Origin of the sequence: Bacillus sp. 3103sda1, assembly GCF_024159135.1 — a bacterium.
GTDB lineage: Bacteria > Bacillota > Bacilli > Bacillales > Bacillaceae_G > Bacillus_A > Bacillus_A rhizoplanae.
This window is the reverse complement of record NZ_JAMYWS010000001.1, coordinates 1031514-1054981: the sequence shown is the minus strand read 5'-3', so window position 1 is coordinate 1054981 and position 23468 is coordinate 1031514. Positions and strand designations below refer to the sequence as shown.

Sequence of the window (23468 nt, the reverse complement as noted above, 5' to 3'; positions counted from 1 at the left end):
TTTATTAATTTTTATTTTACTGGCATAATAGATACTAATGAATAAGAATTGTATAAAGTGGGTGAATAAATGAAAAGCGGGGAAAAAAGTTATTCGATAAAAGAAGCGATGATTTTCAGTCAACGCATCGCTCAACTATCAAAAGCGTTATGGAAATCTGTAGAAAAAGATTGGCAGCAATGGATAAAACCATACGATTTAAACATTAATGAGCATCACATTTTATGGATTGCGTATCATTTAAAAGGGGCTTCTATTTCAGAAATTGCAAAGTTCGGCGTAATGCATGTATCCACAGCTTTTAACTTCTCTAAAAAACTAGAAGAGCGCGGTTTACTTATTTTTTCAAAAAAAGAAGATGACAAGCGAAACACGTATATCGAGATTACGGATATGGGAGAGCAATTGCTGCTGCAATTAATGGAGGAGTATGACCCTGAAAGTAATTCTGTCTTTAATGGCGCTTTGGCTCTTCGTAATTTTTATGGTAAATTCCCAGAAAATATCGAATTAATCGCCATTTTACGAAATATTTACGGGCAAGATTTTATCGACATTTTCGAGAAATCCCTGGATAATATCGAGGACAATTTTACAGAACTCGATGAAAAACTTGTTAAAAAATTTTAAATTTATTCTTTTAATGCCATCATACGTATAAATTCTTGCATTAATGGTTGAAATAAACCTTGACGTTCAAGCGCTTCTGCGGTCTCTTTTCCTTCGAGGCTTCGTGGAAGCGCTTTTTCAAATTTATCCAACAGTGCATCAAATAAAAGTAAACCTTCTTGCTTTTCGATTATGTATTGCTCGTTCATTTCTTCACAAAGAACTAACAAACGTTCTACATCACGTCTCATCACTTTCTTCTTTATAATTAAAGAGTAAAATGGACACTTTTGTTCATCTATCATTTTAAAAAGAAGCGATACATAATATTCTGCTTGTTCTAAGCGCTTGACAACGTCCATTTTCTTCCCTCTCTTTCTAATACAAGTTTCTCTATTTCAGAATTTTATAACACGAACAAAATATCGTATGATACAATAGATTCAATTATATGTATTTTCGCCAAAGGAGGACTCTCCTCGTGACAATTATATTTATCGCTTTTGCACTTATTGTTCTAGTTTATACGAATTTCATGACGCACACACTGTGTCAACAAAAACAAATGTCTGATCGACGTAAAACGGGTGTCTTTCGATTCATTAATGTATGTATCACTATTTTATTAATTTCTAGTTATATAGAAATTATATTTCATGCAAAGTGAGGAAGGGAACCCCCTTCCTCACTTTTTTCCTTTATAAACAAATTATACCTACTATCACCAATAAAATAAATAACACAAGCAACAAAATTAATTGTCGATTCATTATAATTTCAACCCCCTCACCTTATTTTGTATGCCTATAAACCTAAAATGGTGAAATGGCCTAATCTTACAATACTCACCTACAAATGGTTAATTTTCCTTTATCAATAGGAAAACATGTTGAAATATGTTATATTAAATTTAGTACATATTGCTTATACTATAAAAAATACATAATAGTAGGAGTGTTTATTTCATGAAGAAAGCAATACTTGCTCTAGCTGTAACAAGCGTGTTCACATTATCAGCATGTGGCACTTCGGACAAAGTTGTAACGTCAAAAGCTGGCGATATAACAAAAGATGAGTTCTATGATGCAATGAAGAAACAAGGCGGTCAAAACGTCTTACGTAACATGACAATGGAAAAAGTATTCACTAAAAATTACCCAGTAAAAGACGATGCCGTTAATAAAAAATATGACGAATATAAAAAGCAATACGGTGATCAATTCGATGCTTTATTAAAGCAAAGCGGTATGACTGAGAAACAATTAAAAGATTCCGTTCGCGCTGAGCTTTCAATGAGAGAAGCTGTAAAGGCAAGCATCACGGATGAAGAAGCAAAAGCAAATTACAAACCTGAAATCAAAGCAAGCCACATTCTTGTAAAAGATGAAGAAACTGCGAAAAAAGTAGAAGCTGAACTAGCACAAGGAAAATCTTTTGAAGACTTAGCAAAACAATACTCTGAAGATACAGGTTCAAAAGATAAAGGCGGCGACTTAGGATACTTCGGACCAGGTAAAATGGTAAAAGAATTTGAAGATGCTGCATATAAATTGAAAAAAGATGAAATCAGTCAACCTGTAAAATCACAATTTGGCTACCATATCATCAAAGTAACTGACATTAAAGAATTGAAACCATTCGACCAAGAAAAAGATCGTATTAAAGAGGAACTTGTTGATAAGAAAATCCAAGATCCACAATTCATGAACGATCTTGTTACAAAAGAAATGAAAAAAGCAGATGTGAAGATTAACGATAAAGATTTAAAAGATATCTTCGAAGCTCCGAAAGCAAGTACATCTGGCGCACCTAGCTCATCTAGCAAATAATAAAAAAGCTCGGCATATGCCGAGCTTTTTTATTTTCATCATACATTCTACTGATTTAAGAATATTTTCTATCTCTTGTCTATTTGATTACACCACCAGCAACCCCAGACATTACCATAATATCAATTACTTTTTCCGATGCAGTAGGTCCTTTTCCATTTTCATAGTAGGCGTTTAACGCATCAATAAACCAATATGCATCAGCAGTTATAGATCTCCCTGCAGATTTCATTGATTCAATCACGGTTTGAACAGCTATGAATTTCTCATCAAACGAGAACGAAACCCATTCTCTTCCAGTAGCATTTTTAATTTGCTCTATTTCATCGTTTGTTGATTGAGAAGAAACTGTCGATGTTGATGTATTACTTTGTTCAATTTCACCAGGCTTAACATATTTTCCATCTTTAGTACCTGCATCATATATAATATTATTTTCACTTTTATCTTTATCATCTAAGTGAAGCCAATCTCCAACTAAACCAGAAGGATTATAGTTTGTGTAGTATTCATGTTTCTCTGTTTTCAATACGATATTATCGAATACACATTTTATATCTTTTCCGCAAAAGAACTGACCTTCACCATTAATTCCTTGTGGTGTTCCACTATTTTTCTTCACTATCTTTGCTACAGATACCAAGTATTCATATTGTTCTTTTGGAGACAATGTATCAAATTTATTATCCAGATAAACTACAATATCATAAGCATAAGATTGTTCTTCTGTTTGCGAATCAGATTTTTCGATTTCTTTGTACGTTATAGAGTTAAGGTACTTCTTAATATCTTTATTTTTAGAAGCCTCAGAGACAATTTTATCTAAATTTTCAGTAGTAAATTTCGCTCCACAACCAGATAAAATTAGCATCGCTGTGATCATAGTTAAAATAAGTTTTTTCATTGTTGTCCTCAATTCTTGTGATTTTTATCTTACGGTTCATCGTGTTTGTATTCCTCGAGATCCGTTTAATTAGTAAAATACACCTGAAAGTATATATAACAACTATAAAATTAAATATAATAATAATTAAAACAAAAAAATAACGTAACAGGAAATTAAGTGATTTTAATCTCCTGTTACGTTTTCAGCAGAGGTAAATGGTCCAGATGAATCCGTCTAACTTATTCAATTCCGACCATTTACCTATCTATTTCCCAAATCTTTTACGATATCCGCATTTTCTACATAGTTCTTCGACTGCTTCTCTTCGTGAAAACCCATCTACGAGGTTTTTTGCTCGGTCCCCTTCGATAATATCCGAAAATGAAGCATCATTAATATTTCCAAGGTTGATAATTCCCTCACCATCTAAACAACAAGGAATAACAGTTCCGTTTGCTAAAATACCTGCTTGATTTCGAAGGCCATAACAGAATCCCTTTCCATCGTCCTCTTCTTCATGCAGTGCAGGCCACTGAAATTCATAATCTTGATTGATGAAGATACGTTCCGCAATTTTCACGCCACTTCCTGGTGTAACCTTCTCTTCAATTTTGTATGGTAAATCAAATTCTTTCTCAATGATTTCTAACAACTGTCTGTTTCGTTGTATTTCAATATTCGTCTTATTGTCTTGCGTTAGGTTCCATAGTCTCAGCGAAACAATCATTTCCGATTGGCTCGTCGCTTCTTTAATAAAGGAAAGTATACTTCGCACATATCCTTCCTTATCTTTAGAACCTTCATGGCCATCAAAGCTATGAAGTGAAAAATTCATCTGTCTGAGCGCAGGTTTATTTAATAATTTGTCCCTCTTTTTATTAATTAACGTTCCGTTCGTTGTAATGTTAACTTTAAATCCTTTTTCATGACACAAGTCTAACAATTGATCTATTTTAGGGTGAAGCAAAGGCTCACCTTTTACATGTAAATAAATATAGTCTGTGTGAGGCTTAATTTGATCTAATCGCTTTGAAAACTCCTCCACAGAAAGAAATTGCTTCTGCCGTTCTGTTGGCGGACAAAAGCTGCATGCAAGATTACATACGCTTGTAATCTCTAAATAAAACTTCTTAAACTTTTTCAATCTCAATTCCTCACTTCTTTGACTACTTAGAACAAGATAAACTATTGTTCTATCACTATTACAGCATAATTTTTCATAAATGAAAACATACTTATTCAAGGAAACTCATGTTACTATTTTCCCGGTTTGGAAGAATGCAATTGTATTTGGATCATGACTGTAATTTAAAAATAAAGTACTATCCGCTATTGGAGAGGGTTCATTCAAGAAGGAATTTAATTTCTGGGTAAAGAATTATTGCATAGAGACCGTATTAAAGTCATTTTGAGGTGATTGTATTGAGTACTGATGTAAAAATTGAACGATTATATACAGTTGAAGAAAATCTTTCTGAGCTTTCTGAGCTTTTAATACATACAGTAAAAGATGGGGCTTCCATTGGTTTTTTATTACCGTTTGAAAATGTAGATGCACGAAAATATTGGACATCTGTTTTAAGTCCGGAAGTGATTTTACTTGTGGCAAAATTCAACAATCAAATTGTTGGAAGTGTACAATTACACTTATCTACAAAACAAAATGGAAATCATAGAGCTGAAATAGCTAAGTTAATGACACACCCTAATTATCGACGTAGTGGTATTGGTCGCCTACTCATGCAAAAAGCTGAAAAAATAGCAAAGAATGAAGGCAGGTCATTATTAGTTCTTGATACTAGAGAAGGAGACCCTTCTAATATCTTATACACATCATTGGGATATATCAAAGCTGGTCGGATTCCAAACTATGCTAAGTCACCGAATGGCGAATTAGCTGCTACCATTTATTATTATAAAGATAACAAATAGGTGCTTGAACTGAATAAAAAAAGAGGACTTTCTTGTGAAGTCCTCTTTTTTTATTCAGAGCAACAATCTTTTAGAGCATAGCTAAAGGAAAACACAACTTCTTATTTTATAACTGAAATATTATTTTGATTATTTATGCCACTTTCTAATTCATCTATTAATCTCCCTAAGTGAATTTGTAATAATTTACGTGGAGCTGCTTTTCGAACAATTCCTTCCTGTGTTAAATCATTTAATAAACCCGTTACCGTTTCACGAATACTCCCTGTCATATTTGCTAATTCTTGATGAGTAATGGAAATTTCAACTTGTCTCCAATCTTCTGCAGCTTCCACTGCTATTCCAAATTTTTTCGATAATTTATACAGTAAAAAGAGCAATCGTTTCCGCGCACTACTATGTGCCATATGCTCTAACAGCTCTTCCATTTCCTTTACACGAATAGATAGTATCTCTATGAATTTTAAAGCGATATCGGGTTTATCGTGTATGAGTTTTTGAAACTGAGTTCTATCTATTTTACAAATTAGAGAATCTTCCCATGTTTCAGCATATACACCTTCAGATCCCGTTGTAAATGTACCCACCGCTCCAAACACATGCCCTGCACCTAATATGTCGAGTGTAAGCTCTTTTCCATCTTCAGATACTTTATATAAACGCACTTTACCCGCTTTAACTAAATATAAAAACTGTTGTTCCATATGCGGAGAGGTAATCATCGTCCCTCTTTTCATTACATCAATAGAAGTATCCGACTCAATTTTCTTTAATTCTTCTAACTCTAGCTCATCAAATAAACGTATTCGCGATAAATATTTTATTTTATCCATGAACTTTCCTCCCATTGTAGTCTCGACTACATATTTTCAGAATGATACATACTACACTCTTATGTGAAAGTATTTATTTTATTATCTTATCAAGGGGGAAGTCATATGGATATCGTTATCCTTAGCATTCAATTTATTTTGATTAGTATATTTTCAATATCGTTTTTCCTAAAAATTTCACGTGCAAAATCAATGGTTCATCACTGGAATGAATATCGCTATCCTATGTGGTTTATGAATGTTATTGCCTTATTGGAGTTCATCGGGGTTATAGGAATCATCATTGGTTTTTGGAGTAATAGCTTCTTGCAGTATGCAGCTTCTCTTATTATTGTTCTTATGTTAGGAGCCTTACATGCTCATCTCTTCCGTGCGAAGCATAAACCCATTATGGCACTTAATGCGTTTATTATGCTTGTTCTTTCTATTACAATTCTACTCTTGTAAAAGAACAGGAAGTTTAAATCATAGTCAGCGGAGGAATCAACTCCTTCACTGACTCGGCAAGAAGGAGTTAATAAACTAACTTATAGAAATTGAATTTTTCTTCTTTCAACTTTACGAAATTCCTTTCAAGAAGGTTCTCAAACCATTCAAAGCTATTTTTAATTATATACGGTATCTCTCCTCTTCCGTTTGCATGACAAATACACATAGCGCAACTTTTAATGGATTTTTGCAAGCGTATTAATTTCCATGGAAAAATAAGTTACAATAGACCAAAGAAAAGAAACGGAATTTATAAACTATAGGGGTATAAGAAAATGAACAATAAACTTCATGAACTCAATAAACAAAAAAAACCGCTATTCGTCATTGTGTATGACCAATTGTATAAATTAATCATGGATGGAACATTTCCTCAAGGCAGCAAGCTTCCAACAGAACCTGAATTGGCTAAAATATTTGGTGTGAGCAGAATGACATTACGACATGCTTTGGCACTTTTACAGGAAGATGGATTGGTTAAAAATATCCATGGAAAAGGAAATTTCATTACAAAATTTCACCATAATGAAAGTATGGATGGCTTGGAGAAGTTGGGGAATCCCTTATATAAATGCTATACGGAAAAAATAGATGATATCGAACTGAATTTCCGAATTGACCTAGTAACGGACTATGCAGTGCAAGTATTAAATCAACAAATGACTGCAGTTGTTGCGTTGGAACGCTGGTATAAAAGTAATGATAAGATAGTAGCTTTTGCTTTTACAATGATGCCAATAGAAGCCGTTTCCCAATTAAATCTTGACTTACAAAACGAAAAGCAAGTATTGGATATGTTAGAAGAGAAAGTATATGAACTGGCTAATTCCTCTACCATTGAAATTAAACGTTCTAATTCCGTCAATACGCCGTCATTAAAACATCAAATTTTCCACGGGGAAGAATGTGATTTAATTTTAGAAAGTGTATATATTAGTGATAAATACCCTGTGGTTTATAATAAATACTATATACCAACAGAATTTAGTCAAATTAGGATTAAAACATCTAAATAAAGTTTTATACTTAATTTGGAAGCGATGTATTTCATACGAAATACATCGCTTTTTTTTGTAACAAAAAAGACAAATTCCGAAAGAAAGATGGGTTGTGAGCACAAGAAAGGTATGGTATCCTTTTCATTGTTAAGATATATACAAGTTTTTAGACAACCATACAATATTGTATAGTCCCAAGAATTCTCATACATTACCATGAAAGCGTCATCAAAAAGGAAGATGTTTTTGGTTATTTATGTAAGTGCTTCCTTATAAACATCATAAGCAGGAAAGATATCCTTTTCATTGTCTAGATTCATACAAATTTTTAGACAACCATACGATGTTGTATATTTTGAAGGGTTATCATGAATGATTATGAAAACGCAATCAAAAAGTGAGATTTTTTCACCACTTATGAAAACGTTTCCTTCTTAAACATCATGAAAGAACCAAAATGGGTACAACTGTGCACAAGGAAACCCCGCGTATGAAACAAATGGTATAGAAATTACTGAACTGCTCCTTTTTACGAAAGGATCAATTCGTAGTTAAAAGCGTGACAATTATGACTCAGGAAGACAATTTCCTGCAAAACAAAAGGAGAGGAATATAGCTATGTCTACAATAACTGCAGATGTGAGCATGAAGAAAACTCAGGAATATAATGCTAAGAAAGCAGTACCTATTACCTTACTGTTATTTCTATTATGTTTAGTAATTGACAATTCGTTTAAGATTGTTTCTGTTGATATGGCAAAAGATTTTAATATTTCAGCGACAACAGTTAGCTGGCAAGCAACTCTAGCTGGCCTTGTGATTGGAATTGGAGCAGTTGTTTACGCAACTTTAGCAGATTCCGTTAGTATCAGAAAACTTTTTAGCATTGGTATTATTTTAATATGTGTTGGTTCAGTCATGGGATATATTTTTCAACACTCGTTTTTATTAGTTGTTATCTCACGAATGATCCAAACTGCAGGTTTAGCATCAGCTGAAACATTATATGTTATCTTTGTAACAAAACATTTACCTGCAAATGAACAAAAGAAATTTTTAGGATTAAGTACAAGTAGTTTTGCTCTTTCACAGCTTATAGGTGCATTAACTGGAGGTTATGTTTCTACATACTTCCATTGGACAACTCTATTTTTACTTTCTTTAGTAACACTTTTCACCCTTCCATTTATTTTGAAATATCTTCCTAAGGAAGAAGCGAAAAACAGTAATGTAGATGTATTAGGATTATTTCTAGTAGGAATCATTTCAGCATCCCTGCTACTATATATTACTGATTTCAATTGGATGTACCTTATCTTGTTTATTGTTGCAATTACATTGTTCCTTACTTATATTAGTAAGAACTCAAAAGCTTTTATCGGAATATCATTCTTTAAAAATAAACAGTTTATCTCATTGCTTGGAGTTGCTTTTGTAATTTACTCTGTACAGTTAGCATATATTTTCTTATTTCCATTCTTGCTTGAAAAGATTTACGGTTTGCAGCTAGATACCATTTCATTATTATTAATTCCAGGCTATATAGCAGCTGCTGTTGTCGGAGCTCTTTCCGGAAAAATCGCGAAGATTCTGGGAAGCAAGCAATGTATTACAATCGCTATGTGCAGCATTATGGTCAGCTTACTATTAGGCGGATTCTTTATAAAAACTTCTGTTGTTGTATTCGTGATATCCATGATTTTATTCTCTAGTTCATTTGCACTCATGTATGCACCATTACTTGATTCTTGCATTTGTACAATTGAAAAAGAAAAAACAGGAACAGCAATCGGGTTTTATAACTTAACACTTAGTGTCGCTATGTCAATCGGAATTGCCTATACAGCAGCAATGATGGACCATTCCGCAATGCGACAAAACTTCTTCGGGATTACAAGCAATTTGGATGCTTCCATGTTTAGTAATATCCTATTCATTCTCGTACTCATTACCCTTTTCAGTTTATCTCTGTACTGGGTATTAGTAGGACGAAAAGCGACAAAGTAAATTATCTATGAGTTAACTAGTCATATAGAATTTATTTGTAAGAAAACTTTAAAACGATTATTTCAGAGTAGAACCCTAAGACTAAAAATGAACTGTACCCCGAATCGTGGACACTTAAAAAAAAGCCCATGATTCGGGGTTTTTGTGTATTTTGATTAGGAAAAGTGATTCATCCTGAAGCGCTTCTACACTCAGATCAATGTGTTCACTATACACATCTTGAATTTCAGAAACGTGTAAAAGAAATGGGAATCAGACAATCTATGTCACGTAGAGGAAACTGCTTAGACAATGCCCCGATGGAATCCTTCTTTTGTCATATGAAAGATGAATTAAATTATAAAGGCTGTCAAACATTTGAATCTCTTCAGCTTGCCATAAAGGATTATATGGAGGATTATAATTATAATCGTTATCAGTGGACACTAAAAAAGATGGCTCCAGTAGAATACCGAAACCATCTTTTAAGTGCTTGATTTTTCATGGTCTTTTTATGAAACTGTCCATTTTATAGGGTACAGTTCAAAGTGGATAGCTCCTTTTATTTAATTGCCTCATGAACCTTTAACTGCTTCCCTTTTATCGTTGTGTTTTTCATTACTTTTAAAACAAGTGGTCCTTTTCCATTTAATATTTCAACATAAGAAACATTATCCTGTATCGTAATAATCCCTATATCATCCGCTGTAACACCTGGAATTTTGGCAATTGTACCAACAAAATCCACTGCTCGGATTTTCTTTTTCTTTCCACCATTAAAGTAAAGCTTCATGATTCCCTTATTTAGACTAGCACTTTTATCTTTTTTAATAATTGGCTTAGCATTTATTTTTTCTTCAAATGCCGCCTTTCTTTTTGTAACTTCTTCTTTTAAAGGTGCATCTATTTTTAAAATTTCAAAACCGATATACTCTTCGATTTCTGCTAGAAATCTCTCTTCATACGGAGTTACAAATGTAATTGCTTTTCCGCTATTACCAGCACGTCCTGTTCTTCCTGTACGGTGTACGTAACTTTCTTTTTCTAATGGAATATCGTAATTGATGACGTGGGTAATATTCTCAATATCAATTCCTCGTGCTGCTACATCTGTCGCTACTAAATAGCGGAATTTCCCTTTTTTAAAGTCATTCATTACTGCAAACCGATCTTCTTGCACCATACCACCATGAATTTTATCACAAGGATAGCCAGAACGTTTTAACTGTCTAAATACATCATCTACATTTTCTTGCGTACGGCAGAAAATAATGCAACTATCTGGATTTTCAATAGTTGTTACATCTTTCAGAAGAGAGAACTTCTCTTCTTCCCTCACTTCTAAAAGACTATGTTCAATTTTATCTGTTGTAATACCAGATGCTTTAATCTCGATGTTGATTGGTGATTCCATATATGTACGAGACAAATTTTCAACATCTTCTGGTAATGTCGCAGAAAATAGCATCGTCATTCGGTTCGTAGGTAGTTCGTCAATAATTGCTTCTACTTGATCGATAAAGCCCATATTTAACATTTCATCTGCCTCATCAATCACCAAATATTTTAAACACTCTAACGAGAAAGTCCCTTTTTCAATATGATCTAATACACGTCCAGGAGTGCCGACAACAATATGTGTCTTTTGCTTTAGTTCTAATTTTTGACGCGCAAATGGAGATTTTCCGTAAACCGCAGTTGCTTTAATACGCTTAAATCTGCCTATATTCGTAATATCTTCTTTTACCTGCGCAGCAAGTTCCCTTGTTGGTGTAAGGATTAACGCCTGCGGCTTATTTTCTTCCCACTCAACCATTTCACAAAGCGGAATCCCAAAAGAAGCTGTCTTACCGCTTCCTGTTTGTGATTTTACAACAAGATCTTTCTTTTCTAATGCAATTGGGATAACTTTTTCTTGCACTTCTGTTGGCTTTTCATATTGTAAGCTAGCAAGTGCTCTTACAATTTCTTTACTCAATGCGTAATCTTTAAAACTTCGTGGACTCATGTACTAACCTCATTTTGTTATATATTCTTTTATGTATGTTTCACCATTATATAAATATCATATGCATAAATACAATATTTTTCCCTTGGCATCATGAAGTGAAACTTCCATCAGTGGGGGTTTTCTTCATCCCCCACTGATGGAAAGCTCTCACCAATCGGGCTTTTACGGGTAGTAACCCCCACCTATCTTCTTTGCTTCTCTCACTCTTGAGGTGGGGATCTTACTATCCGCGAATAGCGGGATAAACTTGAAATCCAAGTTTCAGTCTTAAATGTCCTAAAATCATTTCCTTTATCGAAAAATTGGCAAGAAAACTCCATCTTCAAAACCTGTAGGGCATAGCCCAGTTTAAGGTGGAGATGAATTGCCATCGCATTTGTAAAAATATTTTTGTAGCCAAAGATCTCGATCATCTACCATAAAAAGTCTACGTCATTTATGCTACCACCGATACTAATCTACATAAGATTTTAATAAGCCCTTGAAAATCTTATGTGAAACCAATATTCTAATACTATTAACTCTCTACTTAAGGTTGTGTTTAACATGCGTATTAATAAGTACATTAGTGAATCCGGAAAAGCATCTAGACGCGGTGCAGATAAATTAGTCAATGAAGGAAGAGTCACGATAAATGGAAAGGTTGCGAAAATAGGCAGCCAAGTCGAGCCTGGGGATGATGTTCGTGTAAACGGTAACCCAATACGGATGGCAAGAAATTATGTTTATATTGCCTTAAATAAACCCGTAGGTATTACGAGTACAACAGAAAAAAATGTTAAGGGTAATATTGTTGATTTAGTCAATCATCCATTAAGAGTTTTTAATATCGGGCGACTAGATAAAGATTCAGATGGCTTAATACTCCTTACGAACGACGGTGATATAGTCAATGAAATTTTACGTGCTGAAAATAAGCATGAGAAAGAATACATTGTTACAGTAGACAAGCCGATTACTCCTGAATTTTTAAAACGAATGGCTGAAGGTGTAAAAATTTTAGGTACGAAAACGCTGCCTTGTAAGATGGAACAACTTTCTAAATATGTTTTTCAAATCACTTTAACACAAGGACTAAATCGTCAAATTCGTCGCATGTGTGAAGCGCTTGGATACGATGTTTATAGACTACAGCGAACTCGAATTATGAATATTCATTTAGGTAATCTACCCGTTGGACAATGGAGAGACTTATCTAAAAAAGAGCGCAATCGATTATTCCAAGACTTGAACTATGAGCCAAAGGAATGGTAAAAAAGATGGACCAAAACAGTAAGAAACTGTTTTGGTCCATCTTTTTTTACTGTACACGTTTTGCGTGGCACTCGTTTTCCTATCTATTTTCCAAATCGTTTGCGATATCCGTATTTTCTACATAGTTCCTCTACTGCCACTCTTGATTTAAGTCAATGACCAGTCATAACCTTCCCATTAAGATGAAATTCAATAATGTAATATAGGGGATTATCTTATGGCTATCACAGTAAAAGAACGATCGGATCAGCGAAAATCCGCTCTGACTGCTGGCACATCACTTATCATCATGACACTTGCTGCATTTTTTTCCTATGGCTTTGCCCATGAAAGCCTTGTTGTGCAGGGCGATGCCGGCGCCACATTTCACAACATCATGTCATCAAATATCCTTTTCAAGGCCGAAATCTTTGGTTGGATCATCATCCTTATAAGTGACATTGTTGTCGCCTGGGCTTTCTATATCTTCCTGAATCCCATTCATAAAAACCTTTCATTGCTCGGTGCGTGGCTTCGTCTTACCTATGCGACTATATTGGGAATTGTCATACTGAATTTAATATTTGCGCTACTTCTCACGAAAAATAAAGACTATTTATCATTATTTACAACCGATCAACTTCAAGCACAGATGATGCTATTTTTAGATGCATTTGAATCTATTTGGTCTATTGGTTTAATCATTTTTGGTGGACATCTCATGATGTGTGGGCTACTTAGCTTTCAAATCAAACACCATACCAAAAGTCATTAGCATCTTATTATTACTTGCTTCAATAGGCTACATTATCATTCACCTGTGCAACACGTTTCTTCCAGAATACGATGGAGTCATTTCAATACTTACATTTGTATTTACTGTGCCGATGATTGCAGGAGAATTGGGCTTTGGTATATGGTTGCTGTTCAAGGGAGGAAAAGTCCGGGCTTCCTAAAAATTATTTTTATAGATTCGTTTCTTAATTCTACTTAATGACTCTGGGGTAATACCAAGATAACTTGCCAACTGATGTTGAGGTACACGATCAACTAAATGAGGTCGTTTCTGTAATAGTGCTTTATAGCGCTCTTCAGGTGTAGATGCAATAAATGCAGCCATTTCATCTTGCATGTCACCTAGTTTTTCCTCAATCATCTTGCGTGTCATTGTTTCCAATTGTGTATATTTGTTATACATGTCCTTTTCGGTATCAAGGTCACCAACGACCAATATACAGTCTTCTACACAAGTTAAAAAATACGCCGATGACTTGTCTTGTTTATGATGATTGAAATTCGCAATTGCTTGTTCTTCTGTGTAGAAATTAGATGTAACCTCTTTTCCCGTTTCATCTATAGAATACTGCCTAACACAACCCTTCAATACGAAATAACATGTAGTAGGAACATCTCCTTGTCTAAGGAGCATTGTTCCTTTTTTATATTCTTCAATAAGTATATCTTTAACGATTGCTTGTTGCTCTTCTTCGTTCAACGTTGTAAATTTAGTCAAATACTTCAATAATATGCTTTCCATTTTGCTTTTCATTCAACTCCTTTGATTGAAACTCATCTTGAATAGAAAGGTTCATAAAAAACGCTATCCTTTTTATACATTTCTACAAAAAGAATAGCGCTTTTTCCATCATTTAAAAAGTTATTTTAATGTCTTTTTTACAAACAAAATAAACATTAACAGACTAATAAGCCCAGATACAGCACAAACAATAAATAGCATTTGATATCCCATGAGCTGTGAAACAAATCCTAGAATTATAGAGCCTAAACCAATCCCTAAATCAAAAGCAGTAAAGAATGTAGCGTTCGCTACCCCTCTTTTCTCTGGTGGAGCTAATCGTATCGTTGCTACTTGAAGAGCTGGTTGTGCTGATCCGAATCCAATTCCGTACAAAATAGCTGTAATAACTAGTCCAACAAGCCCGTTTGTCATTGCTAGGACGAATAGTGCAATTATCATTATAAAAAGCGCAGGAACAATAATGACTCCTTCTCCATGTTTATCAGATATTTTCCCTGCAATCGGTCTAATTACTGTAAGTGTAACAGCATAAACTAAGAAAAAAGTACCAGCATTAACTTGAATTTTTGCCGCAAACAGTGGTAAAAATGTTGTAATGCCACCAAAAGTAAGGGATAGGAAAAATGTAACAATAGCGATTGGTAAAACTGTTTTTTCAAAAAATGATATTGGTTGTTTTGATGTATGTTGAACCGCTGGTATTTTTGTACCAAGCGCAAGTATGAATGCAATAATTGCTAATACTGTGCATAGAAGAAATAGGTAGTGAAATGAAAATGATTTTGCTACCCAAAGACCTAATATTGGTCCTAAAGCCATACCTAAAGTCATTGCAAGTCCATACCATCCCATGCCTTCTCCACGGCGAGATGGTGGAATCACATCAGTCACAGCCGTTCCAATCGAAGTTGTAGCAATTGCCCAGCTAATTCCATGAAGGATACGTAATACCACTAAAAATATAACTCCTGTTACCCAATCATAAAAATACATTGTAATTGCAAAAAATAGTAATCCGCTTATTATAAATACTCGTCGACCATATCGATCCATTAATCCGCCAACAATAGGACGTAAAATGACTGCCGATATTGTAAACACTCCAATAATGAATCCAACTTGAGATTCACTTCCACCTAATTGTTTAATAAATATAGGTAGTGTTGGCATTAATAAATAAAAACCACTAAACAGTAATAATGCTGTAAGTGTCAGCATTATATAATTCTTTGTCCATAAACGTTCCATTATAATGTAATCCTGCTTTCTATCATTTAATAAATTGAGAATGTTCTTACCGCCCAAAAGTAGCGAGATAAGCGAATAAAAAAGCAGTACCACCGCTATAAAAGTGTTGGTACTGCCATATTGAGTGACAAGTGTTTTGTGAATTAGAACGCACTTGCTACTGTAACAGCCTTTTCAAGCCCTGCTGCAATAATTTCTTCTGCTTTATCTGGGAACTTGTTGTGACCTTCAATTACTACTTTCTCCATATCTTTCACACCGAAGAAGCCCATCATACTTGCTACATATTTAACAGCCATTTCCATTTCAGCTGCTGGTCCTTCAGAATATACACCGCCACTTGCGTTTAATAATGCAATTTTCTTATCTCCAATAAGACCTACTGGACCTTCTGGCGTATATTTAAATGTTTTGCCCGCGCGGTTTAAATAATCAATATATGTGTGCAGTACAGCTGGGATTGTTAAATTCCATAACGGGAAACCAAATACAACTTTATCAGCTGCAAGGAATTGATCTAAATATTTATCAGCAACAGCTACTGCTTTTGCTTCCTTTTCTGTTAAATCAAGTCCTCTACTAGCCTTAAAAGTGCCGTTAATCATATCTACTCCTACATATGGCAATTCTTCATTGTATAAATCAAGCTCTACCACTGTATCATTTGGATGTGATTCTTTGTAACTTGCTAAAAAAGCCTCATATAATTTCACACTAACCGCTTGGTCTGCTGGACGATTGTTTGCTTTTACAAATAAAACTGTTGTCATTTTCTGTTCCTCCTATTACTCACTCTTACGTTGTTATATATTTACTCATTAAAAATGGGTATCCCATTTCTTTTATGACAAAAACAATATAGTCAACTTGATTGACTATATTACGCATAGTACAATGGAATTTAAATAAAGTCAACCTAATTGACTTTATTTAAGGAGGTTTTATGTATGAATCATCAAGTATTGAGTGAATTGGATCTTACATCACTTTTGTCATTATCCTTTAGTACATTGATTGATGAACTAAATGACAAAATGAGTGAATTAGGGTTTGGAGATATTAGACCTGCACATGGTTTTATGTTTAAACGTATCATCCCTGATGGGGCAACAGGGATAGAACTAGCCGAATATTTAGGAATTACAAAGCAAGCTGTGAGTAAAATGGTGGATTCTCTTGAGAAAAGTGGTTATGTAATGCGTCAAACTCATCCAACTGATAAAAGAGGGAAAATTATTGTTTTAACCGAACGAGGTTGGTTAGCAGTGAAAGCAAAAGATAAAATACTAACTGAGATTGAACAACGGTGGATTGAAAAGATAGGTGCTGAACGAATGCAAATGCTCAAAGAAGATTTAACAAAATTAGTTTATGAAGCAAATGAAGGTAAATTATTATCGAGGTTAAGACCTGTTTGGTAAATATAGAGTTTAAAAAGAGGACTAATCGTGCGCCTATTAACTTAAGAAACAGATAATTTCTTTAAACGATATGGAAAAATTAAAACGTTTATATCAAAAACATTTGCTCTTGATGAAGCTCCAAAAGCCCACGAATTCAGTCAGCGTGGACATGGTCGTGGACGAATTGTACTTCATATTGTTGATTAATGTTGAGTTAGAATATTTTAAAGCCGATCCTTCATCAGTGTGCAGGAAATCGGCTTTTTCTGTTTAAAAAATTGTTTAAATGAAATCATGTTCATTAAATTAATAGCTGAGCATAAATATTTTAATTGTTACACCTTATATGCCACGTTTATAAATGAATACTGAGCAAGGGAGATGGTGAAATGTCTGTTGATAAACAAAACAAAGTAAAGATAATGCACCGTAACACCCATGAAAATAACACATACCTTTTTTTAAATAGTGTCGCTTCTATTCTTGTAAGTGGTGAAGATACTAATGGAGAATTTTGTGTAATTCATACTTTTAGTAAGAAAAGTGATGGTCCTCCGTTACATGTTCATGAAAAAGAAGATGAAACATTTTACGTGTTAGAAGGAGAAATCACATTTTTCGTGGGCGATGAGATCATCTCAGCAAAAGCCGGCGATTATGTATTTGCCCCACGTGGTATTCCTCATACACTTAAAGTTAGTTCAGATACAGCTAAATGCCTGGTTACTGCATACCCTTCAGGTTTTGACAGTTTTATAAAAGACTTAGGTGTACCTTATCGAGATGGAATGAAAATACCTGAAGGTCTTCCTCCTCTAGAAGTATTACAAAAGCTTATTAAGACTTCAGAAAAGTATAATATTTCTTATCCAAACTTAACTCTGTGAATAACCCCTCCTTATCCACCTTCCAGTCTGATTGAAGAAGGAGCTTCCTGTTTCATAGACTGTTGCATAGTGGGGTGTCCCACTGCGTCTTACACAGTCTCCACAGGCGAAGATTATACTGTTCGGAGATAACCTTGCCCTACAGTTTGTGGACTTTAGTTTGTGGCAAACAATTCTTCTAATCCTTTTTGTAAGATGTTCCGGCTCGCGTTATAGTCTCTATCTAATACCGTTCCACACTTTTTACAAATGTGAGTACGAATAGAGAGAGACTTCTTCACACGATTCCTACAAAAAGAACAGTCTTGTGAAGTATACTTTGGTTCTACTTTGATGAGTACACCGCCATGATTTTCACATTTGTAAGCAAGCATGTTTCGAAACATTCCCCACCCTGCATCAGAAATAGATTTCGATAATTTTCTGTTTCTAACCATGTTACGAATGTTCAGATTTTCTACAACGATAACGGAATAATCTTTCGCTAGATTGTAACTAAGTTTATGAAGAAAATCTCTGCGTTGGTTTGCTACTTTTTCATGTAGCTTGCGAATACGCTCGACTTGTTTTATGAAGTTAGCAGAACCTTTTTTCTTCTTAGAAAGTTTCCGCTGTGCTCTCTTTAGTTGTTTTTCTTTTTCGCGGAGAAATCTTGGGTTTTCAAACTCTAAACCATTAGAAAGAACGGCATACTTATGTAATCCCACGTCAATTCCTATTGCACGATTGGTATCGATATCAGATGGTGCCACTTGTCTTTCGACACAGAAAATAGCGTACCATCTTTTCCCTTGACGTTTGAGAATCAGTTGCTTGATTGTTCCTTCGAGTGGTCTGTGAAGTAGGATATCTATTTCTCCCAGCTTTGTATTGTATAATTTACCGTTATCAGAAAAAGACATGGCATAGCGATGCTTTCCGTTTCGTTTGAACCCAAATTGCGGAAATGTCATACTCGTGTAGTCTTTATACTTTTTCTGTTTTGGATACTTTGCATCTTTACGAAAGAAATTATCAAACGTTTTTTGCAGACGTGCAAAAACTTCTTGTAGCGGCTGAGAAGGCATTTCCTTCAGAAAAGGATACGTATCCTTGTCCAATGTAAGTTGTCTTTGCATATCATAACGATTGTAATTTTCTTTATTTTGTTTATATTTCCGTTCTTTGTCTAGCAAGGCAGAATTGTAGGTTTGACGACAATATTGTAGCCAACGGTCTAACACTTCTTTTTGCGCTTCTGTTGGAAAGATTTCATATTTTTGATTCAACAACATTGTCATCACCTCCCATTCGTTTTGTCCTTGTGTTTCGGTATTGATTTAGAATTTCTAATGGTGCACTGCCTACAGTCAGCAAACAATAACTTTGAGATTATTAGTATTCTTTACTATAATTTCTGTCTCATTTGAGGGAATTCCTTTTACATTCCTTTGGCTTACGCCAACCAAAATTCATCCCCTCCCTACTCATTGGGATTCACCCTTCTCATTCCTTGAGGAAGGAGAATTCTTTTGGAAGTATGTTAAAAGATCGTGGCACATCCGAATGTAATAGTGTCCACTATCCTACGCTCAATCAATCTCACTTTACACATTTCGCAATTCTTTTACTATTTTTAATCCAACATCAAATACATCATCGAGGACAAATGATAAAAGCGGGTTTAATGGTTCCTGGTATTTATAGTCCATCGAAAGATGAATGGGCTAACATAGGTATGGAAGCTTCTAAAATGTAATAATATCCTGAAAGGAAAAAGTGTATTTTGATCAATCTTTTTTCAAAATACACTCTTTCTGTTTCTTCTTTTATTAATGTTTATAGAGTTAATTCAATCAACCTTTATTTTAAAGCTACAGTCATACAACTACCCAAGTTTTTGTCGTCCGACATCAAAATGTTAGCTTGATAGTGATGTGGCGCTACCCCACATCCATCAACTTAAGGATTTAGACTATTTTTGAAGCTAAAAGCACGTTACTATTCTCTTATGTTAATGAGAAAGGGTGACGTGCTTTTTATGAATATGAATCAAAAACAAGAATTATCTTTATTCGCTGAAGAGTTATATCGATATATGTCTCCCGCTACACTTAATCAATTAGCTATAGAAGCAGGCGGGATGAAACGAAAACGTAAGTGCCACGGGCACCATTTCTTATCTTTGTGTGTATGGTTAAATCAACAAGTCGCTACTACCTCTCTTACTCAACTATGTAGTCAATTAGAAACTTCAACAGGAGTTTTATTAAGTCCGGAAGGACTTAATCGACGATTTAACTCGGCTTCTGTAGCCTTCTTTCGAACTGTATTCACTACACTTCTACAAGCTAAAATTGGAGGCGTATCTAAGATTTCTCATTCTCTTTCTGCCTACTTTGAGCGCATTCGCATCCTTGATTCTACAACCTTTCAAGTTCCAGATCGATTCGCATCTACTTATCCTGGTGCCGGAGGATGTAGTCATAAAGCTGGTGTGAAAATTCAACTAGAGTATGACTTGTTGAGTGGAGAATTTTCTGATGTGAAAATTGAACCAGGAAAACGAAGTGATCAGGCGTATGGTGCGACTCGAACAGGCATGATACAAAAGAATGAGCTATATATTCGTGACTTAGGATATTTTCGTCTACAAGACTTTAAGTCTATTCAAGACAAGCAGGGATATTATTTATCCCGTCTTAAGTTACCAACTAAAATATATAGAAAAGAGTTCGAAACAGTGGTTTTTAAAACAAAACCCGCTCAATTGAGACCGGTATATATACAAATTCATTTGGAAGACATTATGAAACAACTACAACCTGGCCAAGTGTATGAATTACATGATGTATATGTAGGGAGTAAAGACAAACTGCCTACTCGTATTGTAGTTTATAGGTGTACCGAGGAGCAAAAACAGAAACGCCTACGTGACCGAGCTATTCGCGAAAAGAAAAAAGGAATTACATATACAGAGCGCACGAAGCTTTTACAAGGTATTACGGTATATATGACAAACATTCCTACGGAATGGGTACCAAAAGAGAAAATCTATGATTTATATTCATTACGTTGGCAAATTGAGCTGTTATTTAAAATATGGAAATCTTGGTTTCAAATTCATCGTTGTAAATCTATTAAACAAGAGCGATTAGAATGTCATCTTTATGGGCAACTCATTAGTATTCTATTATGTTCTTCTACTATGTTTAAAATGCGAGAACTCCTATTACGTAAGAAACAGAAAGAGCTAAGTGAATATAAAGCGATGTACATAATTAAGGATTATTTTTTACTTTTTTACCAAGCATTACACAAAAACACCCAAGAATTATCAAAGGTTCTCCTTCGTCTGTTTAACCTCCTACAGCACAACGGACGAAAATCTCATCGATACGAGAAAAAGACAGTCTTTGATATTTTGGGTGTTGTTTATGAGTATACCACTTCTACTCATCAGGTAGCATAGTAAAAAAATTGAAACCCGTCAGGGTTTATTTGATATGCCCACTTTTATAAAATCTACAAAAGATAATAAAAAACTATATGGAAAGACCGCATTTTGTTTGAAAATATACCTTAAGTTGATGGATGTGTGGCGCTACCCCTTGTAATAATCAGACTTTGTCAAACCATAAACAACAGTATCTTCATAAACTCCCCAGTACAAACAGCTCTGTTTAAATGTTCCTTCATGTTTCAATCCTAATTTTTGCATGACTTTACTAGAGGCAGGATTTTTAGTGAAAGCATCAGCATAAATACGATTTAGACTTAATTCTTCAAATGCGTACTTAACGATGACTTTCCCCGCTTCTGTACAGTACCCTTTACCCCAGTATGATTTACCTACCCAATAGCCCAGTTCTCCTTTGTTGTGTTTTTTATTGATAAAAAGATATATACAGCCTATAAGCATATTTTGCTCATTAACCATTGCAAAGTGGAAACTGTCCCCTTTATCCATAGCTTTATAAGTAGATGTAATCCACTCTTCTGCCCAGCCATCTGGATATGGATGAGGAATAATTGTAGTAGTTTTTGCCACCTCTTTATCCCCTGCTAATTCTTGAACTTTCGGAGCATCATCCAATTGAAATGGGCGTATTGTTAATCTCTTAGATAAGAACGCTGGATATTGCATTTCTTTTCCCCTTTCTAACCCCAAGAATAAGTTACTAAGTTTATAACATATAATTTTTTTATTGAAGCGCTACTAAATCTTGCGCACGATATTTGCTTCTTCATTGAATAGATCCTACCTCTCTAGCAAAATGCTCTAAAGCATGCGGTGACATATATTATTGGAGAAAGTTCTAAAACAACTTCTATACCACTTAGAAAACGTGTAATCATCGGTATTTACTGATTATTGAAGGCTTTACCATTTAATGAATAATATAAAAAGACCCACAGTTGTTAAAAAGAAAACTGTGGATCTTTTCATTTAAAACAAGTTACTGGCGAACTTTCCCAAAATACATCAGATCCCATATCGCCTTTTCGTTCAGTGTTTCCACCACTTCATCACCTTCAAATCGCTCTAGCTGAACATCACCAGTGAATCTCAGATAAGCCCCATCAAAGCCGGACTGTATAGCTGATTCTTTTATTTCACCTGTTAATTCATCTATAAATTTGTGGACTACAAGATTTTTCTCTCGTTCAAATGTAATAGTGTAATGGTGTATATCATCTTTGTAGTCGTACACAGTTGTGTTTGCTACTGGTTTTCCAGTAACAGGGTCTACATACTTATTACATGCCGTGAAACGAACGTTTCTTTCGTTATCAACGATAATCTCATTCTCTTTAGCCAGCATGAAAATAGGGAATGCTTCGTATCCGTACTTTTGTTCAGTCGTAATAAATGAAGCGATCACTGTATAATCCCCAATTTGTGCACGCGCCCAATACCAGTTATTCATAAGCTCCATCATGGGAGTATTCCCCCAGTTATGATCGTGGTATCCAGTACCAGTATAATGCTGAATAGTATTATCTATTTTTATGTCTGCTTCTACGATTCCATAGGGAACAGATGGTAACCAGGCAAAATACTTCTCTTCACCGTTTCCATAGAACCAATGACCAGTTTCTGGCCTCCAAGAGGGAACCGCACCTTTAATCGTGATATCAGCTAAGACATCCTCTATTTCGATATGGATTTGATAAATATTTAAATCACCTTTGAAGATGTTTGGTCCAATACGAACTTCACATTGATCGTTAGATGCGAAAAAGTCTTGCTCCGAAGTCTGATAGATTTTTTTAATAGTACGTCCATCAGAAAGATCAAGATTAAAAGTAACAAAAGGAGTAAGTGGTTTGTTACTTTCAATATATGGTTTTGTAAAGAATACAATCACCAGTTTTGAACCATCATTCAAATGAGCATCGAAGTACCACCATTCATAAGTCCCTTCACTTCCATCCGTACGCATACCGTCTTCCCATTTTTCTATTTGTCCTTTTTTAAGGCCTAATTTCTTGTAATGTTCTGGTGTTGATCCTAATACAGCGTTCATTGTTTTCATACTCATCGTTATTTCCTCCTAAAAAATGATATGACTCATATATCATAATTTAATCCATACTTTCA

At 34.7% G+C, this 23468-nt stretch carries 23 protein-coding genes and 4 pseudogenes; 15 read left to right on the top strand and 12 right to left on the bottom strand.

Going from position 1 to position 23468, the window contains the following annotated elements; genetic code table 11:
• The first annotated feature begins 69 nt into the window (after positions 1–69).
• Positions 70–630, top strand: a complete 561-nt coding sequence (locus tag NKR74_RS05330) for an HTH-type transcriptional regulator Hpr (RefSeq protein ID WP_098306015.1) — start codon at positions 70–72, stop codon at positions 628–630.
• Positions 631–632: 2 nt separating this feature from the next.
• Here the strand turns inward: NKR74_RS05330 and NKR74_RS05325 are convergent, their stop codons facing one another.
• Positions 633–971, bottom strand: a complete 339-nt coding sequence (locus tag NKR74_RS05325) for a DUF1878 family protein (protein ID WP_098306013.1) — start codon at positions 969–971, stop codon at positions 633–635.
• An 89-nt stretch (positions 972–1060) separates the two neighbouring features.
• Between NKR74_RS05325 and NKR74_RS05320 the strand changes: the two genes are divergently transcribed.
• Positions 1061–1276 carry a hypothetical protein gene (locus NKR74_RS05320; RefSeq protein WP_141524955.1) on the top strand — a complete coding sequence of 72 codons (216 nt, stop codon included), beginning with the start codon at positions 1061–1063 and terminating at the stop codon, positions 1274–1276.
• A gap of 31 nt (positions 1277–1307) precedes the next feature.
• On the opposite strand, the pseudogene NKR74_RS05315 reads toward NKR74_RS05320, so the two are convergent.
• Positions 1308–1379: pseudogene (locus NKR74_RS05315) on the bottom strand (YjcZ family sporulation protein); the annotation flags it as partial.
• Between the two features lie 195 nt (positions 1380–1574).
• Here NKR74_RS05315 and prsA point away from each other — a divergent pair.
• The gene (gene prsA, locus NKR74_RS05310) at positions 1575–2438 is read left to right on the top strand and encodes a peptidylprolyl isomerase PrsA (RefSeq protein WP_098306009.1); all 864 of its coding nucleotides are present in this window, start codon (positions 1575–1577) and stop codon (positions 2436–2438) included.
• Between the two features lie 79 nt (positions 2439–2517).
• Here prsA and NKR74_RS05305 read toward each other — a convergent pair whose 3' ends face one another.
• Both NKR74_RS05305 and NKR74_RS05300 read right to left on the bottom strand, forming a co-directional pair.
• A complete protein-coding gene (locus NKR74_RS05305) occupies positions 2518–3342 on the bottom strand; it encodes a hypothetical protein (protein ID WP_253628876.1) in 825 nt (274 codons plus the stop codon).
• 247 nt (positions 3343–3589) lie between these two features.
• Entirely contained in the window at positions 3590–4468 is an 879-nt protein-coding gene (locus tag NKR74_RS05300) for a radical SAM/SPASM domain-containing protein (protein WP_253628875.1), read from the bottom strand.
• A gap of 278 nt (positions 4469–4746) precedes the next feature.
• On the opposite strand from NKR74_RS05300, the gene NKR74_RS05295 reads away from it, so the two are divergent.
• Positions 4747–5256: a GNAT family N-acetyltransferase gene (locus NKR74_RS05295; protein ID WP_253628874.1), complete on the top strand. Its 510-nt coding sequence runs from the start codon at positions 4747–4749 to the stop codon at positions 5254–5256.
• A gap of 101 nt (positions 5257–5357) precedes the next feature.
• Here NKR74_RS05295 and NKR74_RS05290 read toward each other — a convergent pair whose 3' ends face one another.
• Positions 5358–6089 carry a Crp/Fnr family transcriptional regulator gene (locus NKR74_RS05290; RefSeq protein ID WP_253628873.1) on the bottom strand — a complete coding sequence of 244 codons (732 nt, stop codon included), beginning with the start codon at positions 6087–6089 and terminating at the stop codon, positions 5358–5360.
• A 105-nt stretch (positions 6090–6194) separates the two neighbouring features.
• On the opposite strand from NKR74_RS05290, the gene NKR74_RS05285 reads away from it, so the two are divergent.
• The 4 genes and pseudogenes from NKR74_RS05285 to NKR74_RS05270 all read left to right on the top strand — a co-directional run.
• Positions 6195–6536 (top strand): DoxX family protein, encoded by a 342-nt coding sequence (locus NKR74_RS05285; protein WP_253628872.1) that lies wholly within the window; start codon positions 6195–6197, stop codon positions 6534–6536.
• Positions 6537–6853: 317 nt separating this feature from the next.
• Positions 6854–7594, top strand: a complete 741-nt coding sequence (locus NKR74_RS05280) for a GntR family transcriptional regulator (RefSeq protein WP_253628871.1) — start codon at positions 6854–6856, stop codon at positions 7592–7594.
• 600 nt (positions 7595–8194) lie between these two features.
• A complete protein-coding gene (locus NKR74_RS05275; RefSeq protein WP_253628870.1) occupies positions 8195–9583 on the top strand; it encodes an MFS transporter in 1389 nt (462 codons plus the stop codon).
• Positions 9584–9762: 179 nt separating this feature from the next.
• Positions 9763–10059 (top strand): annotated as a pseudogene (locus tag NKR74_RS05270) (IS3 family transposase); the annotation flags it as partial.
• Between the two features lie 65 nt (positions 10060–10124).
• On the opposite strand, the gene NKR74_RS05265 reads toward NKR74_RS05270, so the two are convergent.
• Positions 10125–11570: a DEAD/DEAH box helicase gene (locus tag NKR74_RS05265; protein ID WP_253628869.1), complete on the bottom strand. Its 1446-nt coding sequence runs from the start codon at positions 11568–11570 to the stop codon at positions 10125–10127.
• Between the two features lie 540 nt (positions 11571–12110).
• Between NKR74_RS05265 and rluF the strand changes: the two genes are divergently transcribed.
• Positions 12111–12827 (top strand): 23S rRNA pseudouridine(2604) synthase RluF, encoded by a 717-nt coding sequence (rluF, locus tag NKR74_RS05260; protein ID WP_176524518.1) that lies wholly within the window; start codon positions 12111–12113, stop codon positions 12825–12827.
• A gap of 217 nt (positions 12828–13044) precedes the next feature.
• Positions 13045–13762: pseudogene (locus tag NKR74_RS05255) on the top strand (DUF4386 domain-containing protein).
• Here NKR74_RS05255 and NKR74_RS05250 read toward each other — a convergent pair.
• The 3 genes from NKR74_RS05250 to NKR74_RS05240 form a co-directional block, all read right to left on the bottom strand.
• Positions 13759–14343 carry a Crp/Fnr family transcriptional regulator gene (locus NKR74_RS05250; RefSeq protein ID WP_253631085.1) on the bottom strand — a complete coding sequence of 195 codons (585 nt, stop codon included), beginning with the start codon at positions 14341–14343 and terminating at the stop codon, positions 13759–13761. The pseudogene NKR74_RS05255 and the gene NKR74_RS05250 overlap by 4 nt on opposite strands.
• Before the next feature lie 120 nt (positions 14344–14463).
• A complete protein-coding gene (locus tag NKR74_RS05245) occupies positions 14464–15597 on the bottom strand; it encodes an MFS transporter (protein WP_483861591.1) in 1134 nt (377 codons plus the stop codon).
• A 140-nt stretch (positions 15598–15737) separates the two neighbouring features.
• Complete coding sequence (locus tag NKR74_RS05240; protein ID WP_253628867.1) at positions 15738–16364, bottom strand: FMN-dependent NADH-azoreductase; 627 nt, start codon at positions 16362–16364, stop codon at positions 15738–15740.
• A 177-nt stretch (positions 16365–16541) separates the two neighbouring features.
• On the opposite strand from NKR74_RS05240, the gene NKR74_RS05235 reads away from it, so the two are divergent.
• The 3 genes from NKR74_RS05235 (at position 16542) to NKR74_RS05230 (ending at position 17884) form a co-directional block, all read left to right on the top strand.
• A complete protein-coding gene (locus NKR74_RS05235) occupies positions 16542–17015 on the top strand; it encodes a MarR family winged helix-turn-helix transcriptional regulator (protein ID WP_253628866.1) in 474 nt (157 codons plus the stop codon).
• A 78-nt stretch (positions 17016–17093) separates the two neighbouring features.
• Complete coding sequence (locus NKR74_RS24065) at positions 17094–17204, top strand: zinc-binding dehydrogenase (protein WP_098306261.1); 111 nt, start codon at positions 17094–17096, stop codon at positions 17202–17204.
• Positions 17205–17386: 182 nt separating this feature from the next.
• Entirely contained in the window at positions 17387–17884 is a 498-nt protein-coding gene (locus tag NKR74_RS05230; RefSeq protein WP_253628865.1) for a quercetin 2,3-dioxygenase, read from the top strand.
• 155 nt (positions 17885–18039) lie between these two features.
• Here NKR74_RS05230 and NKR74_RS05225 read toward each other — a convergent pair whose 3' ends face one another.
• Positions 18040–19164 carry an RNA-guided endonuclease InsQ/TnpB family protein gene (locus tag NKR74_RS05225; protein WP_253628864.1) on the bottom strand — a complete coding sequence of 375 codons (1125 nt, stop codon included), beginning with the start codon at positions 19162–19164 and terminating at the stop codon, positions 18040–18042.
• A gap of 323 nt (positions 19165–19487) precedes the next feature.
• Here NKR74_RS05225 and NKR74_RS05220 point away from each other — a divergent pair.
• Positions 19488–19622: pseudogene (locus NKR74_RS05220) on the top strand (DinB family protein); the annotation flags it as partial.
• A gap of 282 nt (positions 19623–19904) precedes the next feature.
• On the top strand, positions 19905–21335 hold the full coding sequence (locus tag NKR74_RS05215; RefSeq protein ID WP_253628863.1) for an IS4 family transposase: 1431 nt from the start codon (positions 19905–19907) through the stop codon (positions 21333–21335).
• A gap of 132 nt (positions 21336–21467) precedes the next feature.
• On the opposite strand, the gene NKR74_RS05210 is transcribed toward NKR74_RS05215, so the two are convergent.
• Complete coding sequence (locus NKR74_RS05210) at positions 21468–22010, bottom strand: GNAT family N-acetyltransferase (protein WP_253628862.1); 543 nt, start codon at positions 22008–22010, stop codon at positions 21468–21470.
• A gap of 313 nt (positions 22011–22323) precedes the next feature.
• A complete protein-coding gene (locus NKR74_RS05205) occupies positions 22324–23409 on the bottom strand; it encodes a hypothetical protein (protein ID WP_253628861.1) in 1086 nt (361 codons plus the stop codon).
• Between the last annotated feature and the right edge of the window lie 59 nt (positions 23410–23468).